This window comes from Pseudomonas sp. (assembly GCF_035497915.1).
Classification (GTDB): domain Bacteria; phylum Pseudomonadota; class Gammaproteobacteria; order Pseudomonadales; family Pseudomonadaceae; genus Serpens.
In genome coordinates, this window is the sequence record NZ_DATJCS010000010.1 from 52,357 (window position 1) to 68,648 (window position 16,292).

14 protein-coding genes are annotated in these 16,292 nt (G+C 66.2%); 8 read left to right on the plus strand and 6 right to left on the minus strand.

Annotation, left to right across the window (positions count from 1 at the left end):
- Positions 1–47: 47 nt before the first annotated feature.
- Entirely contained in the window at positions 48–1,298 is a 1,251-nt protein-coding gene (locus VL129_RS03130; RefSeq protein WP_325409970.1) for an MgtC/SapB family protein, read from the minus strand.
- Positions 1,299–1,483: 185 nt separating this feature from the next.
- Positions 1,484–4,957: a hybrid sensor histidine kinase/response regulator gene (locus tag VL129_RS03135; RefSeq protein ID WP_325409972.1), complete on the minus strand. Its 3,474-nt coding sequence runs from the start codon at positions 4,955–4,957 to the stop codon at positions 1,484–1,486.
- Positions 4,958–5,274: 317 nt separating this feature from the next.
- On the opposite strand from VL129_RS03135, the gene VL129_RS03140 reads away from it, so the two are divergent.
- Positions 5,275–5,856, plus strand: a complete 582-nt coding sequence (locus VL129_RS03140) for a GNAT family N-acetyltransferase (RefSeq protein WP_325409975.1) — start codon at positions 5,275–5,277, stop codon at positions 5,854–5,856.
- On the opposite strand, the gene VL129_RS03145 is transcribed toward VL129_RS03140, so the two are convergent.
- Both VL129_RS03145 and VL129_RS03150 read right to left on the minus strand, forming a co-directional pair.
- On the minus strand, positions 5,834–7,027 hold the full coding sequence (locus VL129_RS03145) for a benzoate/H(+) symporter BenE family transporter (protein ID WP_325409977.1): 1,194 nt from the start codon (positions 7,025–7,027) through the stop codon (positions 5,834–5,836). The two genes, VL129_RS03140 and VL129_RS03145, sit on opposite strands and share 23 nt — an antisense overlap.
- Before the next feature lie 23 nt (positions 7,028–7,050).
- Positions 7,051–7,491 carry a MarR family winged helix-turn-helix transcriptional regulator gene (locus VL129_RS03150; protein ID WP_325409979.1) on the minus strand — a complete coding sequence of 147 codons (441 nt, stop codon included), beginning with the start codon at positions 7,489–7,491 and terminating at the stop codon, positions 7,051–7,053.
- A gap of 82 nt (positions 7,492–7,573) precedes the next feature.
- Here VL129_RS03150 and VL129_RS03155 point away from each other — a divergent pair, with 82 nt between their 5' ends.
- Positions 7,574–8,737 carry an aminotransferase-like domain-containing protein gene (locus VL129_RS03155; RefSeq protein ID WP_325409981.1) on the plus strand — a complete coding sequence of 388 codons (1,164 nt, stop codon included), beginning with the start codon at positions 7,574–7,576 and terminating at the stop codon, positions 8,735–8,737.
- 21 nt (positions 8,738–8,758) lie between these two features.
- The gene (locus VL129_RS03160; RefSeq protein ID WP_325409982.1) at positions 8,759–9,364 is read left to right on the plus strand and encodes a glutathione S-transferase family protein; all 606 of its coding nucleotides are present in this window, start codon (positions 8,759–8,761) and stop codon (positions 9,362–9,364) included.
- Between the two features lie 354 nt (positions 9,365–9,718).
- On the opposite strand, the gene VL129_RS03165 is transcribed toward VL129_RS03160, so the two are convergent.
- Entirely contained in the window at positions 9,719–10,225 is a 507-nt protein-coding gene (locus tag VL129_RS03165; protein WP_325409984.1) for a lysozyme inhibitor LprI family protein, read from the minus strand.
- Between the two features lie 225 nt (positions 10,226–10,450).
- On the opposite strand from VL129_RS03165, the gene VL129_RS03170 reads away from it, so the two are divergent.
- Positions 10,451–11,920, plus strand: coding sequence for a DASS family sodium-coupled anion symporter (locus VL129_RS03170; protein ID WP_325409986.1), 1,470 nt, complete (start codon positions 10,451–10,453; stop codon positions 11,918–11,920).
- A 134-nt stretch (positions 11,921–12,054) separates the two neighbouring features.
- On the plus strand, positions 12,055–12,351 hold the full coding sequence (locus VL129_RS03175; protein WP_325409988.1) for an antibiotic biosynthesis monooxygenase family protein: 297 nt from the start codon (positions 12,055–12,057) through the stop codon (positions 12,349–12,351).
- Positions 12,352–12,356: 5 nt separating this feature from the next.
- Here the strand turns inward: VL129_RS03175 and VL129_RS03180 are convergent, their stop codons facing one another.
- Positions 12,357–12,662 carry a hypothetical protein gene (locus VL129_RS03180; RefSeq protein ID WP_325409990.1) on the minus strand — a complete coding sequence of 102 codons (306 nt, stop codon included), beginning with the start codon at positions 12,660–12,662 and terminating at the stop codon, positions 12,357–12,359.
- 386 nt (positions 12,663–13,048) lie between these two features.
- Between VL129_RS03180 and VL129_RS03185 the strand changes: the two genes are divergently transcribed.
- The 3 genes from VL129_RS03185 to VL129_RS03195 all read left to right on the plus strand — a co-directional run bounded on the left by VL129_RS03185 (position 13,049) and on the right by VL129_RS03195 (position 15,777).
- Positions 13,049–14,632 carry a tetratricopeptide repeat protein gene (locus tag VL129_RS03185; protein WP_325409992.1) on the plus strand — a complete coding sequence of 528 codons (1,584 nt, stop codon included), beginning with the start codon at positions 13,049–13,051 and terminating at the stop codon, positions 14,630–14,632.
- 85 nt (positions 14,633–14,717) lie between these two features.
- The gene (locus VL129_RS03190; RefSeq protein WP_325409994.1) at positions 14,718–15,146 is read left to right on the plus strand and encodes a YybH family protein; all 429 of its coding nucleotides are present in this window, start codon (positions 14,718–14,720) and stop codon (positions 15,144–15,146) included.
- A 217-nt stretch (positions 15,147–15,363) separates the two neighbouring features.
- A complete protein-coding gene (locus VL129_RS03195) occupies positions 15,364–15,777 on the plus strand; it encodes an SRPBCC family protein (RefSeq protein WP_325409996.1) in 414 nt (137 codons plus the stop codon).
- Positions 15,778–16,292 lie beyond the last annotated feature (515 nt).

Below are 16,292 nucleotides of genomic sequence, written 5' to 3' on the forward strand. Positions count from 1 at the left end.
CGCCCACCTATCGGAGGACGGGGCGCGGGCAGGGGTGGGAGCGGTGGCTAGGCCAGCAGCAGCACCACGGCGCCCGCCAGCAGGCCGGCCAAGATGAAGGGCAGGGTGCGCACGGCCAGCGCCTTGCCGCCGATGCCCACGATCAGCCCGGCCTTCACCAGGCTGTTGCTCAGCGCGGCGAGGAAGATGCCGTGCACGGCAATCTCGTTGTTCAGGTCGCCCTGGGCGTTGCGGGCCAGCGACAGGGTGATGGCGTCCACATCGGCCAGGCCGGACACCAGCGCCACCAGGTAGACCCCCACGTCGCCCATCAGGCGGCGCCCGGCTTCCACCAGGAACAGGATCAGCGCCAGCAGCAGGGCGAAGCGCAGCGCCGGGGCCAATTCGAAGGGGTTGCTCAGCGGGGCGTCGCTTTCCGCGGCGGCCGCTTCGTATGGACGGAAGAACCACCAGAGCGCGCCCAGCAGATAGAAGGCGCAGGTCACCATCAGCGGGGCCACGAGTGTCGGCAGCAGGCTGCGGTTGATCACCCCCACTTCCAGCAGCACGCGGGGAAACATCAGCGCCGACGTGGCCAGCAGGCCGGTGGCCAGCAGGTTGTGCAGGCTGGCCTTGTCTTTCAGGCGTGACAGGCTGATGGTCATCGCCGTGGAAGACACCAGGCTGCCGAGCAGCGCGGTAATCAGCAGACCATGGCGCGTGCCGACCAGGCGTACCGCCACATAGGCGGCGAAGCCGATGCCGGCGATCAGCACCACCATCCACCAGATGCTGTAGGGGTTGAACACCTCCCAGGGGCCGTAGCCCTGATTGGGCAGGGTCGGCAGCAACACCAGGGAAATGAACAGCAGCTTCAGCGCGCCGCTCAGTTCCAGGGCGGAGAGCTTCTGCAAGGCGGCGTGCAACTGGTCCTTGAGGCTCAGCAGCAGCGTGACGATCACCGCGCAGCCGGCGGCCAGCATGCGCTGGTCGCTGAGTGCCAGGCTGCCGAGCAGGAAGGTCAGCAGCAGGGCGATCTCGCTGGTCATGCCCAGGTCGCCCCTGCGCAGGTCGCCGAAATAGCTGACCAGCACCAGCGCGCCGAACACCACCAGCACGGCGATCCAGGCGCCGACGCCGAACGGCTGGGTGAGCAGCGCCGCCAGGCCGCCCAGCAGGCCGATCAGCCCGTAGGTGCGAATGCCGGCCGCCAGTTGCCCATCGGCCATGCTGCGGCTGCGCCAGCCGCGCTCGATGCCGATCAGCAGACCGATGGCCAGGGCGGTGACGAGGTCCAGTAGCAACGGGGGCATGTTCATGACAGAAAGCGTATCCGGTGATCAGCGGTGCGTCGGCAGCCGCTCTGGAATGCGGGTTTAGCGGCATTCTGACCGGCTCGGTGTCGGCTGCCAAGCGGCTGGGTGGAGACGTAGGGTGGATCACGCTTCATCGATCCACCAACGCGCCGCACGCGCGCCATGCCGGCGCGCGTGCGGGGGCCGGCTTAACGCAAGCGCAGGTGCCGGCTGATCAGCGCGCGCAGCGCGGCGGGCTTGACTGGCTTGGTCAGGTAGTCGAGGCCGGAGCCATGCACCTGGGCCACCAGTTCGGGGCGGCTGTCGGCGCTGATCACCACGCCGGGAATCGGCTCGCCCAACCGGCTGCGCAGCCAGCTCATCAGCTGAATGCCGGTGACGCCGCCGTCCAGGTGGTAGTCCACCAGCACCAGCAACGGCTTGCTGCCGTCCTTGAGCAATTGTTCGCATTCCTCGCGGTTGCGCGCCGTCCATACCTGACAGCCCCAGCGCGACAGCAGGCTGCGCATGCCAAGCAGGATGCTTTCCTCGTTGTCCACGCACAGCACCTGGGCACCGCTCAGGTTGCCGGTGTCCGGCTGGAAGGCGCCCGTGCGCGGTGCGGGTTCGCTCTTGCGCGCCAGCGGCACGGTGACGCTGAACACGCTGCCCTTGCCGATCCACGAGCGCACCTCGATGCGATGGTCGAGCACCTTGCCCAGCCCGTCGGCGATGGCCAGGCCCAGACCCAGGCCCTTCTCGGCGCGGGTCTGGTGGCTGTCCAGGCGCTTGAACTCCTCGAAGATCTCCTGACGCTTGTCTTCGGGAATCCCCGGGCCGCGATCCCACACCTCCAGGCGCACCTGACCGCCCCGGCGGCGCACACCCACCAGCACCTGCCCCTTGGCGTAGCGGAAGGCGTTGGTGAGGAAGTTCTGCAGGATCCGGCGCAGCAGCTTGGGGTCGCTGTCGATGCGCAGCTTGCTGGCGCGCATGCGCAGGTCCACCCCCTGTTCCTGTGCCAGGGCGCGGAACTCGACGCCCAGCGTGTCGAACAGGCTGCTGATCGGGAAGGTCTGGCGATCCGGCGTGATGCGCCCGCTTTCCAGGCGGGAGATGTCCAGCAGGTCGCTGATCAGGTCTTCCACCGAGCGCAGCGAGCTGTCCAGGTGCTGCACCAGTTCGCGGGCTTCGGCCGGCAGGCTCTGGCCGGAGTGGGCCAGCGAAGCGGAAAACAGCCGGGCGGCATTCAGCGGCTGCATCAGGTCATGGCTGACCGCGGCGAGGAAGCGCGATTTGGACTGGTTGGCGGTTTCCGCGTTGCGCTTGGCGGCGATCAGAGCCTCGTTCAGCTCGGACAGCTCGCGGGTCCGCTCGGCCACGCGCTGTTCCAGGCCCTCGTTGGCTTCCTTGAGTGCCGCTTCGGCCTTCCGGAACTCGGTGATGTCGGTGAAGCTCATGACGAAGCCGCCGCCGGGCATCGGGTTGCCGATCAGCTCGATCACCCGGCCGTTGGGGAACAGCCGCTCGGAGGTGTGCGGGGTGCCCTGGCGCATCCAGTACAGGCGCTTGATCACGTGGGTTTCCGGATCGCCCAGGCCGCACAGGCCGCGCTCGGCGTTGTAGCGGATCACATCGGCGATCGGCCGGCCGACATGGATCAGGTGCTCGGGATAACCGAACAGCTCGATGTAGCGGCGGTTCCAGGCCACCAGGCGCAGCGACTGGTCGACCACGCTGATGCCCTGGGTGATGTTCTCGATGGCGCCCTGCAGCAGGGCGCGGTTGAACTGCAGCACCTCCGAGGCTTCGTCGACGATGCGCACCACATCCTCGACCTGCATGTCGCGCCCTTCGATGGCCGCCTTGACCACCGCGCGGGTCGAAGAGGCGCCCAGCACGCCGGCCAGCAGGCGTTCGGTGTGCGCCGTCCAGGCCTCGTCGGCGGCGTCGGACGGGTTGAAGGCCTTGCCCTGGCGCATGGCGAAGCGCATGAAGCTCTGCTCGGCGCGCTCCACGCCGACGAAGCGCGCGGCGAGGGCCAGCAGGTCGCTGACCTGCACCGCCAGCAGGGCGCGGCTGCTCGGCCGGTGCAGCTCCTGGCCGATGAAGCGGCTGGCCTGCCAGTACTCCAGCACGCGAGTGCGGGAAAACAGCGACACCAGGGCGAACAGCAGGAAGTTGCCGGCCAGCGAGAGCACCAGGCCACGGGTCAGCGGGTCCACCGTGATCCACAGCGGGAAGTGCAGCAGGGTCTGCAGACCCGGGAACAGCTCCAGCGACCAGCCGAGACCGCCGGTCACCAGCGGCAGCACCAAGGTGTAGAACCAGATCAGCGAGCCGGCGATCAGCCCGGCGAACACGCCGCGGCGGTTCGCCTGCTTCCACAGCAGGGCGCCGAGCATGGCCGGCGCCAGCTGGCCGATGGCGGCGAAGGACACCATGCCGATGGTGGCCAGGCTGGCGTTGGCGCCCAGCAGGCGATAGCTGACATAGGCCAGCAACAGGATGACCACGATGCTGACCCGGCGGGCGGTGAGCATCCAACTGCGGAACGCCTCGAACGGGCGCGCCTCTTCCTTGCGGCGCAGCAGCCAGGGCAGCAGCATGTCGTTGGAGATCATCGTCGACAGCGCCACGCTGGCCACGATCACCATGCCGGTGGCGGCCGAGGCGCCGCCGATGAAGGCCAGCACCGCCAGGGTCGGGTTGTTCTGCGCCAGCGGCAGGCTGATCACGAAGGAGTCCGGCAGCACACCGGCGGGCAGCAGCAGTTGTCCGGCCAGGCCGATGGGCAGCACGAACAGCGCCGCGAGGATGAGATAGAGCGGAAACACCCGGCGGGCCAGGATCAGGTCCTGGGGCGCATTGTTCTCCACCACGGTGACATGGAACTGCCGAGGCAGGCAGACCACCGCCACCATGGCCAGGTAGGTCTGTATCAGCATCGCCGGCCAGTTCACCTCCTCCTTCCAGAAGGCTTCGAGCTCTGGTGACGCCTGCGCCTGGTCGAGCAGATCGGTGAAGCCGTCGAACAGCCCGAAGGTGACGAACACGCCCACGGCCAGGAAGGCCAGCAGCTTGACCAGCGACTCGAAGGCGATGGCCAGCATCATGCCGCGATGGTGTTCGGTCACATCCAGGCTGCGGGTGCCAAACAGGATGGCGAACAGCGCCAGCACCAGCGACACCAGCAGCGCGGTGTCCTGGGTGCGCAGGTCATACTCGGTGGGGTTGGCGCCGATCAGCAGGTCGAAGCCCAGCACGATGGCCTTGAGCTGCAGGGCCAGGTAGGGCAGCACGCCCACCAGACAGATCAGCGCAATGGCGATGGCCAGCGTCTGCGACTTGCCGTAGCGGGCCGCAATGAAGTCGGCGATCGAGGTGATGTTCTCCTGCTTGGAAATCATCACCATCTTCTGCACCACCCAGGGCGCGAACATCAGCAGCAGGATCGGTCCCAGGTAGATGGGCAGGAAGGCCCACAGCTGCTCGGTGGACTGGCCCACCGCGCCGAAGAATGTCCAGCTGGTGCAGTAGACCGCCAAAGACAGGCTGTACACCCAGGCGCGCATGCGCGGCGATAGCGGCGTCTTGCGGCGATCGCCATAGAAGGCAATGGCGAACAGCAGCGCCAGGTAGGCGAAGGCGATGGAGGCGATCAGCCCGGGGGACAGCGACATGCGAACTCCGAAAAACAGGGGGGCTTGATTCATCGACCAGCGGCGGACAGTGATTGTGCTGCCGGGGGGTGTCGCCGTCGGGTGACACCATCTGGTAAGCCAGCCGGGAATGAAACAAGAAGGGATACGGGGGGGATTCTCGCAGAAAGTGCGCGTAGGACACCGATCGCTGCGACCAAGGTCGCAGGCGACAGACGGCACGGACAGAAATGTGACGGGCTTTGCATAATCGTTGCGTTTCTTGTGCTTCAGCCCCGCGCCGGGCATGACCGATGAGCCGCTTGGCTATCGTCATGGCCACACAACGGAGAGTGCAGATGTTCAAACCTCAGCCGGTCACCCTGCGACGCGGAGCCCTGTGCCTGGAGCCCCTTGCGGAAGCCGACCTGCCGGCCTTGCTGAGCCTGGCCGACGCCAACCGGGAGCAACTGATCTACATGAACGGCCCGCTGCGGCCCGACTGGTATCGCCAGGCCCTGGCCGACCAGCGGGACGGAACGGCGGTGATCTACGCCGTGCGCCTGGAGCAGGAGCTGCTCGGCACCACCCGCTTCCTCGACTTCCTGCCCGGCCTGCCGGCCCTGGAAATCGGTGGCACCTGGCTGGCCACGGAGCGGCAGGGCAGTGGCCTGAACACGGCCATCAAGTTCCTCATGCTGCGCCAGGCCTTCGAACAGTGGGAAATGGTCCGCGTGCAGCTCAAGACCGCCGCCAGCAACCTGCGCGCCCAGCGCGCCATCGAAAAGCTCGGCGCCCGGCGCGAGGGCCTGCTGCGCAACCATCGGCGGCTGGCCGATGGCCGGCTCGACGACAGCATCCTCTACAGCATCACCGACCGCGACTGGCCGGAAATTCGCCGCACCCTGGAAACGGAGCTCAGCGTCGCCGCCCGCCCTTGAGGATCGCCAGGGTCAGCAGGCCGGCGACGATGCCCCAGAATGCCGAACCCACGGAAAACAGCGTCATGCCCGAGGCAGTGACCAGGAAGGTCACCAGCGCCGCCTCGCGCTCGCTGGGCTCGCTCATTGCCTGGGTCAGCCCGCCGATGATCGAGGCGAACAGCGCCAGGGCGGCGATGGACAGGATCAGCGCCGCCGGCAGCGCGGCGAACAGCGCCGCCAGCGTGGCGCCGAAGATGCCGGCGATGCCGTAGAAGATGCCGCACCACACGGCGGCGGTGTAGCGCTTGGCCGGATTCTCGTGGGCTTCCGGACCGGCGCAGATCGCCGCGCTGATGGCCGCCAGATGAATGCCGTGGGCGCCGAAGGGCGCGAGCAGCACCGAGGCCAGTCCGCTGACGCTCAGTAGCGGCGAGGCGGGCACTTTGTAGCCGTTGGCGCGCAGCACCGCCATGCCCGGCAGGTTCTGCGAGGCCATGGCGACGATGAATAGTGGAATGCCGATGCTGATGGCCGCGCCCAGGGAAAACCGCGGCGTGGTCCATTCCGGCACCGCCAGGCGCAGCTCGAAGCCGGAAAAATCCAGCAGCCCCAGCGCACCGGCCAGGCCGCCACCCACCAGCAGCGCCGCCAGGACGGCGTAGCGGGGCAGCCAGCGCTTGCCGAACAGGTAGGCCAGCAGCATGGCCAGCACCAGCACGGGCTGCTGCTCGGCCGCCACGCAGATTTCCAGGCCGATCCTGAACAGCACGCCAGCCAGCAGGGCGGCGGCGAGGGAGGCGGGGATGCGACGCATCAGGCGGTCGAAGCTGCCAGTCAGACCGATCAGCACGATCAGCCCGGACGCCAGGATGTAGGCGCCGATCGCCTCGCCGTACGGCACGCCCGGCAGGCTGCTGATCAACAGCGCGGCGCCCGGCGTCGACCAGGCGATCATCACCGGTGCGCGGTAGCGCAGCGACAGGCCGATGCAGCACAGCGCCATGCCGATCGACAGCGCCCAGATCCACGAGGAAATCTGCCCGGCGCTCAGGCCGGCGTTCTGTCCGGCCTGGAACATCAGCACCAGCGAGCTGGTGTAGCCGGTGAGCATGGCGATGAAGCCGGCCACCACGGCGGAAGGGGAGCTGTCGCGCAGGAAGTGCGCGGAGCGCAGGGAAGGCGCGTCCATGGCGATCCTCGTCGTGAAAGGGATTAGCCCGGCAGTTTCTCGGCCAGAGCCTGATTGACCTGCAGCCAGCCGGCAACCGCCTCTTCGCCGACCTCGCCGAAGACCGCCTGCAGGGTGCGGATCTGTTCCTGGCGCAGCTTCTGCTCCAGCTTGGCGCCTTCCGGGGTCAGCGCCAGCAGGCGCTTGCGCTTGTCGTCGGCGGCCGGGGCGCTGTCCACCAGCTGCATCTCGACCAGCTGGCGCAACGGGATGTTCAGCGCCTGCTTGGTGACGCCCAGGCGGGTGAGCAGCTCGCTGACGCTCAGGCCCGGCTGGTGGGCAATGAAGAACAGGATGCGGTGATGCATGCGCGACAGGCCGCGTCGCGCCAGCATTTCGTCGGGCTTGGCGGTGAAGGCCCGGTAGGCGCCGAAGAAGGCTTCCATGATCTGGCGCTGGCCGGTGCTTTTTTTTAGGTCAGTCATATTGACGTTTTCGCGAGCCGAGGCGTAATTTTCAGGTCAACAAGTTTGACCCAATTCTCTGCCTATCGCCCCGGTGACATCAATGGCTTTTTCCGAACGCATCTCACGTCTCAAGAGTTCCCTAATCCGCGAAATCCTCGCCGCCGCGCAGCGTCCGGAAGTGATGTCCTTTGCCGGCGGCCTGCCGGCCGAGCCCATGCTGCCGACCGTGGACTGGAGCGCCATGCCGGCCTCGGTATCCCAGTACGGCATGAGCGAGGGTGAGCCGGAGCTGCGTGAGCTGATCGCCGCCGAGGCGCGCACGCTGGGCCTGGATTGCGACGCCTCGCAGGTGCTGGTCACCTGTGGCTCGCAGCAGGCGCTGGACCTGGTCACCAAGCTGTACGTCGATCCGGGCACCGAAATCCTCGTCGAATCGCCCACCTACCTGGCCGCACTGCAGTCCTTCCAGCTGTTCGGCGCGAAGTGCCTGGAAGTGCCGCAGGAAGCCGACGGCCCGAACATCGCGGCGCTGCGCGAACGCCTGGAACAGCACAAGCCGGTGTTCGCCTACCTGATCCCCACCTTCCAGAACCCCTCGGCGGTGCGCTACAGCGAGGCCAAGCGTGACGCGGTGGCGGCGCTGCTGGACGAGTTCGGCGTCACCCTGGTGGAGGACGAGCCGTACCGCGAGCTGGTGTTCGATGACTACAAGGCCGCGCCGATCACCAGCCGGCTGAAGAAAACCAACTGGATCTACACTGGCACCGTATCCAAGACGCTGCTGCCGGGGCTGCGCGTGGGCTACCTGATCTGCAGCAAGGAACTGTTCCCGCACCTGCTGCGCCTGAAGCAGGCCGCCGACCTGCACACCAACCGCATCGGCCAGTGGCAGGCCGCCCAGTGGCTGGGCACCGAGAAGTTCCAGCGCCACCTGGCTGAGCTGCGCAGCTTCTACCGGGTCCGTCGCGATGCCATGCAGACGGCCCTTGAGGAGCATTTCGGCGAGCTGGCCGAGTGGAACGTGCCGCAGGGCGGACTGTTCTTCTGGCTGAAGCTGAAGAACCCGCTCGACACCCGCGCGCTGATGCACAAGGCGCTGGCCGTGGATGTGGCCTTCATGCCGGGCGAGGCCTTCTTCATCGATCCGGACAAGAATCCCGGCTACATGCGCCTGAATTTCAGCCATGTGGCGCCGGAGCGCCTGGGCGAGGGTCTGCGCCGCCTGGCCGGCGTGGTGCGTGACGCCCAGGCTGCCAACTCATAGCCGTGTGAGGAGTATCGCGAGATGTTCAGGGTTTACGGGGATCACCGCTCGGGCAACTGCTACAAGGTCAAGTTGATGCTGCATCTGCTCGACCGGCCTTACGAATGGGTGCCGGTCGATCTGACCGGCGGCGAGACCCGCTCCGAGGCGTTCCGGACCATCAACCCCAACGGCAAGATTCCCGTGCTGCAGCTGGAGGATGGCACCTACCTGTGGGAATCCAACGCCATCCTCAACTACCTGGCCGACGGCAGCGAATTCCTGCCCAGCGACCCGCGCCTGCGCACCCAGGTGCTGCAGTGGCAGTTCTTCGAGCAGTACAGCCACGAGCCGTACCTGTCGCGGGCGCGCTATATCAAGGTGTTCGAGGGCAACCCCGAGGCGTCCCGTAAGGAATACGAAGCCAAGTGCTACGACGGCTACCACGCCCTGAACGTGATGGAGCAGCAGCTGCAGCGCACGCCCTATCTGGTCGGGGATTCCTGCTCCATCGCCGATGTGGCGCTGTACCCCTTCACCTCGCTGGCCGAGGAATCGGGCTTCGATCTCGCCAACTACCCGGCCATTCGCGCCTGGCTGCAACGTGTGGCGAGCCATCCGCGCTACATCCCGATCACGGTGGAGTAGTCCGCCACGACCTGCGGGCGGGGTGAAGCCTGTGGGGCCGGGTTCATCCCGGCCAGCGGGGTGCGGGTCTTGTACAGGGAAGTCGGGCCGGTACTCCGTCGGCCGGCATAAAGCCGGCCCCACAAGGGTTGGGCGTAGCCAGACGGGGCGGCTGGCAACCTGTGGGGCCGGGTTCATCCCGGCCAGCGGGGTGCGGGTCTTGCACAGGCAGGTCGGGCCGGTACTCCGTCGGCCGGCGTAAAGCCGGCCCCACAAGGGTTGGGCGTAGCCAGACGGGGCGGCTGGAAACCTGTGGGGCCGGGTTTATCCCGGCCAGCGTTGGCAAGCCTTGCACGCGGGCCGGCCCATCAAGAATCAAGGAATCGGCAGATCCCGCGCCATCGGTGCCAGGTCGCGCAGGCACTCGCCCTGCTCGAAGATGCGGTCCTGCTCGGAAATCGCGTTGATGCATTCCCGGGCCGCCTGCACATCCTCCAGCCGCTGCTGGCCCAGGCTCAGTTCGCAGTCCGTGGCGTAGGTGCTCGGCCAGCTGCCGCCGGCGCCGGTCAGTGCGCCAATCAGCCGGCATTCCCCACTGCGGTACTTGAGCCAGGCCTTCTGCTGCTCGCGCAGCGCTTTGGTCAGCAGGCTGTTGTCCTGTGGCGTCTCGTCGGTCACCCGCGCCGAACCCACCTGCTCGGTCAGCGCCCGGTGGGCCTGCGCCAGTGTCTCGTCCAGCGCCGCCAGTTCCTCGGCCAGCAGCAGGCCGGTATGCATCGCGCTGCCTTCCGGCCAGCACTCGGCGCGGTCGGTGCAGTCCTGGGCCAGTGCCAGGGTGGGCAGAAGGGCGAATACAAGCAGGGCGGGGGCGCGGTACGGCATACGGGGGGATCCGAAGGTGGGAAAAAAGCGCAGCAGAGTGTGTCGATTTGCCAGTGCCAGAGCAACAGGGGCCGACACGGCATTGCTCTGCGGCAAGATTCGCCGACCGGTCGGTCACTAGAATGGCGTGACAAGAAGCCGGGAAACCCCCGGCGCCATGTCGGAGCCGGTTACCTGCCGGCATCCGCAGGTCGACACTGAAGCCATTCCCACAAGGAACACTCCATGACCCTCACCGAACTCCGGGCCAAGCTGCCCTGGGGACTCCTGCTGGCGATCGCGATCGGCGCACTGATCGCGCTCCTGCCGCCGTTCCCCGGTCTGCCCCAGGCCGGCCAGTACATGCTGGCCATCCTCGCCTTCGCCGTGATCGTGTGGATCACCGAAACCGTGTCCTACGAAGTCAGCGCCATCATGATCATCGGCCTGATGGCCTTCCTGCTCGGCAGTGCGCCGACGGTGGCCAACCCCGACGTGCTGATCGGCACCAAGGGCGGCCTGGCCATGGCGCTGGCCGGCTTCGCCAACTCGGCGCTGGCGCTGGTGGCGGCGGCGCTGTTCATCGCCGCGGCCATGACCCACACCGGGCTGGACAAGCGCATCGCGCTCTACACCCTGTCCAAGGTCGGCGCCAGCCCGCGCCGGGTGCTGATCGGCGCCATCCTGGTGACCATCATCCTCAGCTTCATCGTGCCCAGCGCCACCGCCCGCGTGGCCTGCGTGGTGCCGATCATGATGGGGGTGATCGCCGCCTTCGGCGTGGACAAGCGCTCCACCTTCGCCGGCGCGCTGATGATCCTGGTGGCGCAGGGCACCAGCATCTGGAACGTCGGCATCCAGACCTCGGCCGCGCAGAACCTGCTCACCACCGGTTTCATGCACAAGCTGCTGGGCGAGTCCGTCACCTGGATGGACTGGCTGATCGCCGGCCTGCCGTGGAGCGTCCTGATGTCGGTGGTGCTTTATGTGGTCATCGTCAGGCTGATGCCGCCGGGCGTGGGCAAGATCGAAGGCGGCAAGGACGCGGTGCGCAATTCCCTGCGCGAACTGGGCGCCATGAGCGGCGGCGAACGCAAGCTGTTCGGCATCACCCTCGGCCTGCTGGCCTTCTGGGCCACCGAAGGCAAGCTGCACCGCTTCGACACGGCTTCGGTGACCATGGTCGGCCTGGCGCTGCTGCTGATGCCCGGTATTGGCGTGATGAGCTGGAAGGAAGCGCAGAACCGCGTGCCGTGGGGCACGGTAATCGTCTTCGGCGTCGGCATCAGCCTCGGCACCGCGCTGCTCGGCACCCAGGCCGGTGCCTGGCTGGCGCGCGGCCTGGTGGACAACCTGGGCATGGAAGGCATGTCGCCGTTCTGGGTGTTCGCCGTGCTCGGCCTGTTCCTCATCCTCATCCATATCGGCTTCGCCAGCGCCACCGCGCTGACCTCGGCGATGCTGCCGATCATGATCGCCCTGCTGCAGCACCTGGGCGGCGATATCAACGCGCTGGGCATGAGCATGCTGCTCGGCTTCGTGATGAGCTTCGGCTTCCTGCTGCCGATCAACGCCCCGCAGAACATGGTGTGCATCGGCACCGAGACCTTCACTTCACGACAGTTCCTGCGCATCGGCGTGTGGCTGACCCTGGTCGGCTACCTGCTGATGCTGGTGATGGCGCTGACCTGGTGGAAATGGCTGGGCTGGATGTAAGACCACATGCCCCACGACCCTGAACGGCGCCCTTAGGCTTCCGTTCAGGGTTTGCGGTCGGAGCGTCATGGCTCCTCCGTTCCCCGGGGCGCTACGCTTCACTCGCCCACCAGGCACTCAGGCAAGGAGGCCCGATGTACGTTGTCATCTTCCGCGCAAAGGTCAGGTCGCTCGACGACGAGTATTTCCGTGTCGCTTCCCGCATGCGCGAGTTGGCGCTGGCGGAGTTCGGCTGTCTTGAATTCCATGCCGTGAGCGAAGGGGATGACGAGGTGGCGCTGTCCTACTGGCCAGACGAAGCCTCCATCAAGGCCTGGAAGGCGCATCCCGAGCATCTGCTGGCGCAACAGGCCGGGCGCGAGCGCTGGTACGCGTCCTATTCGGTCCAGGTGGCCCGCATCACGCGGGAATACCAAGTGCCGGCGAGCTGAATGCCTCAGCGTGGCGGAGGAAGCTGCAACCCGTTGTCATGCAAGGGCCGGTAGATGCCCGGCGGATGCGGGTTGTGGCGCGCCGGGAAGTCCGGCCGAACCTGGCGGGGCGGCGGGTACCCACGCAGGTTGAATGAAGGCGAGTCGGGATAGAAACGCTCCGAGTTGAACGACTCGCCTCGCTCGTTGCCCAGGCGATCCCGTGGATAGGACCAGTCTCCCGGGAGGCGGTGATCGTATCGGTACTGTCCACCGTGATCCTCGTAGCGGTAGTAGCGGTAACGCTGCGGGTAGCGAGAATCCCGATGCATCCGCGGGTCCTGCCAGCCGCGTGGGGGCAGCCCGTACCGGCCCCGGTCATCGTGTTGCATCAGTTTGGAGCGGGTGTCCCGGGCGCGGTCCGAATCGGCCAGCGAAGACAGCGACCCCCCTAGCAGCAGCACGCCGCCGAACATTACAACGGTCAAGCGCGAGACAAGCATGACGGCGCCCCTCCATGTAGTTCAGCCAAGTATGGACCGCACCCTGGGCGACATTGGGGTTAACAGCACCAACCTGCTCGCCGTCCGGCAGACAGTCGGGGATTCCCAGCCGTTGCCCCCCAACTTTGCTGATTTTCCGGGATCCAACTTCCTTGCAGGCCGCCGCGACAGGAGAGGCCACCCGGCGGCTTTCTCAGCCTATCCTGGAGGCCGCCATGCACAGGTCAATCGCACGGGCAGGGACGCTGGCGCTCTCACTCGCCCTCAGCGGCGCGGCAGGGGCGCAACATTCGCACGAAGGGGAACCGCCCGAACAACTGGGCGAGGTGAACTTCCAGGTGTCCTGCACCCCGGACGCGCAGCGCACCTTCAACCGGGCCATGGCCCTGTTCCATTCCTTCTGGTTCGACCCCGCCAAACAGGCCTTCGCTAAGGTGCTGGAACAGGACCCGAACTGCGCCATGGCCCACTGGGGCATTTCTATCATGTCCATGGGCAACCCGCTGGCCTGGCCGCCCAGCCCGCAGGCCTTGCAGGCGGGAGCCGAGGCCTGGTCCCGGGCGCAGCAGCTCGGTGCCGGCAGCGAGCGGGAAAACGCCTATATCGACGCCCTCGGCGCCTTCTTCAAGGACTGGCAGAGCACCGAACACCGCCCCCGTGCGCTGGCGCTGGCGCTGGCCATGGAAGAAGTGGCCGCGCGCTATCCGCAGGATGTCGAAGCGCAGATTCTCCACGCGCTGCTGCTCAACGCCACCGCCCAGCCCACCGACAAGACCTACGCCAACCAGCTCAAGGCCGCCGGCATCCTCGAACCGCTGTACCGGCAGTACCCCAACCACCCCGGCATCGCCCACTACCTGATCCACACCTTCGACTACACCAGCCTGGCGGAGCGGGGCATGCCCTACGCCCGCGCCTACGCGGACATCGCACCCTCGGTGCCGCACGTCCAGCACATGCCCTCGCACATCTTCAGCCGGGTCGGCGACTGGCCGGCCATGGTGGAAAGCAACCTGGCCTCGTACCAGGCCGCACGCCAGGAACTGCAGGCGACCACGCTGGATATCGGCACCTACGACGCCCTCCACGCCCTGGACTACCTGGTGTTCGGCCACCTGCAACAGGGCCAGCACCAGGCGGCCAAGCAGCGGGTGGACGAGGTGGCGGCGATCCGCAAGGTCAACGTGGAAAACTTCGTCGCCGCCATTCCGGCGCGCTACGCCCTGGAGCGGGGGCAGTGGCAGGAAGCCGCCGCATTGCAGCTGTCGCCCGCCGACCTGGCCTGGGACAAGTTCCCGCAGGCCGAAGCCATCCTGGTGTTCGCCCGCGGCCTGGGCGCCGCGCGCAGCGGCAACCCCGGCGCGGCCAGCGCGGATGTCGAGCGCCTGCAGGCCCTGCAGGCCGCGATGCGCCAGAGCAACCTCGGCTACTGGGCCGGTCAGGCGGAATTCCAGATCCTCGCGGTAAACGCCTGGATCGCCCAGGCCGAAAACCGTCCCGACGAGGCGCTGCGCCTGATGCGCGAAGCGGCTGATCTCGAGGAAGCCAGCGACAAGCACCCGGTCACCCCCGGCAACGTAGTGCCCTCCCGGGAACTGCTGGCCGATCTGCTAATGGTGCAGAACCAGCCCGTCGAGGCCCTGGCGGAATTCGAGCGCTCCCTGCAACGGGACCCGAATCGGTTGCGTGCCACACAGGGCGCCATGGAGGCCGCGACGGCGGCCGGGAATGCGGAGGCCGCGCGGCGCTATGAGCAGCAGGTTGCGGTGCTGACTGCGGCGGGTGATGCGCAGCCATGAGAAGCAGGGCGCGCCGTTGCCGTTGTAGGAGCGGCTTTAGCCGCGATGTATTTGCTGCGGATTGGGTGTGCAACGGAGGAGCGAGATGAGCTCGATAACAGACCGGGCGGAGATTGAGACGCTCTTTCAGACCTTGGCAAAGGCGCACGCTGACCACGACGTAGAAGCCATCGTCGAGGCGTACACGCAGGACGCGGTGATTTACGATCTGGCGCCGCCACTCGGACGTCACGGGATCAACCGTGACAGCGTTGCGGCCTGGCTCGACAGCTGGGACGGCCCCATCCGGATCGATGCAAGCGACGTCAGTCTCACCGTTGAGGGCAACCTGGCGTACTCGTCCGCGCTGACCAGAATGCGTGGGCGCCAAGGGAGTGAAGAGCAAGACATGTGGTATCGCACAACGCTGTGTCTTCGGAAGACAAGTGGCCAATGGCGCATCGTCCACGAGCACACATCCGTACCGTTCTACATGGATGGGAGCTATCGGGCAGCGGTTGATCTCAAGGCATAGAAAGGATTGCGGCTACCTGATCATCCGGACTTCCAAGCCCGCTCGGCAATCGCATGGATCGCCCAAGCCGATAACCACCCCGGCAAAGCGCGCGTAGCATGGAACACTCCCTGCCGCTCGACAGATCCTGCGCGTGGCGTGGTTCATGGTTGTTCCCTACAGAGGCGCTACAGTCTTCCGCGCACCCCGTTGCTCATCAATATAAGGAAGACAGGAAATGAACATCACGGTTGAAACCACCATCGCGGCACCGATTGAACGGGTGTGGAGCGCCTGGACCACTCCAGAAGACATCACCCAATGGAACGCTGCATCCGACGATTGGCATACCACCCGGGCGAGCGTTGATCTTCGCGTCGGCGGAACCTTCTCATCACGCATGGAAGCCAAGGACGGCAGCATGGGGTTCGATTTTTCGGGTACCTATACGAAGATCGAGCACCATCAATTGATCGAGTGCGAGTTTGGCGGGCGCACCTTGCGGGTGGAATTTCTCACCGGGCCGACTGGCGTCACCGTGCGGGAAACCTTCGAAGCGGAGCAGACGCACTCGGAAGAGCAACAGCGTGCGGGCTGGCAATCCATTCTGGACAACTTCGCCCGCCACGTGGAAGGCAAGACCACCGCTTAATTCAGGTGCCTACGTGCGCTGGCCTGATGGGCCGGCGCGATTCAATTTCCCCGTTCCTCCCGACTCAGCCCACGGGCCGCAGCCCTAGGAACGCCTGCCGGCGGCCATCCTGCGCCTGCCTTCCGCCCAGCCTGGGTGTTGGCCCAGCATGAGCATGACTCTGTGCTCATTGGGAGTAGACAGTGAGATGGCGAATTAGTAGCTTCCAACTGCCGGTTGCGTGCTAGACAGCGGTCAAGCGAATACATCAAGCTGGATTCTGTAGCTATTAACTTATTGTTTTTAAAGGCTTTTTTTGTTGGTGGGTACTGTTTGGTATGCGGAATTATACGGAACGCTCCCGTTATCCATTAGCACGGAATTCCATCTAATCACTGTTGCCCAGACAATATGACGCAATGTAGTAGTGGAACTGTAAATGGCAAGGAATCAGGGTGGCGGAAAGCCGAAAAAGCAGCTATTCCGCTGTATAGAGACTCGGGCGGGCATAGCGTAGCTATGAGCGACCCGAGTCT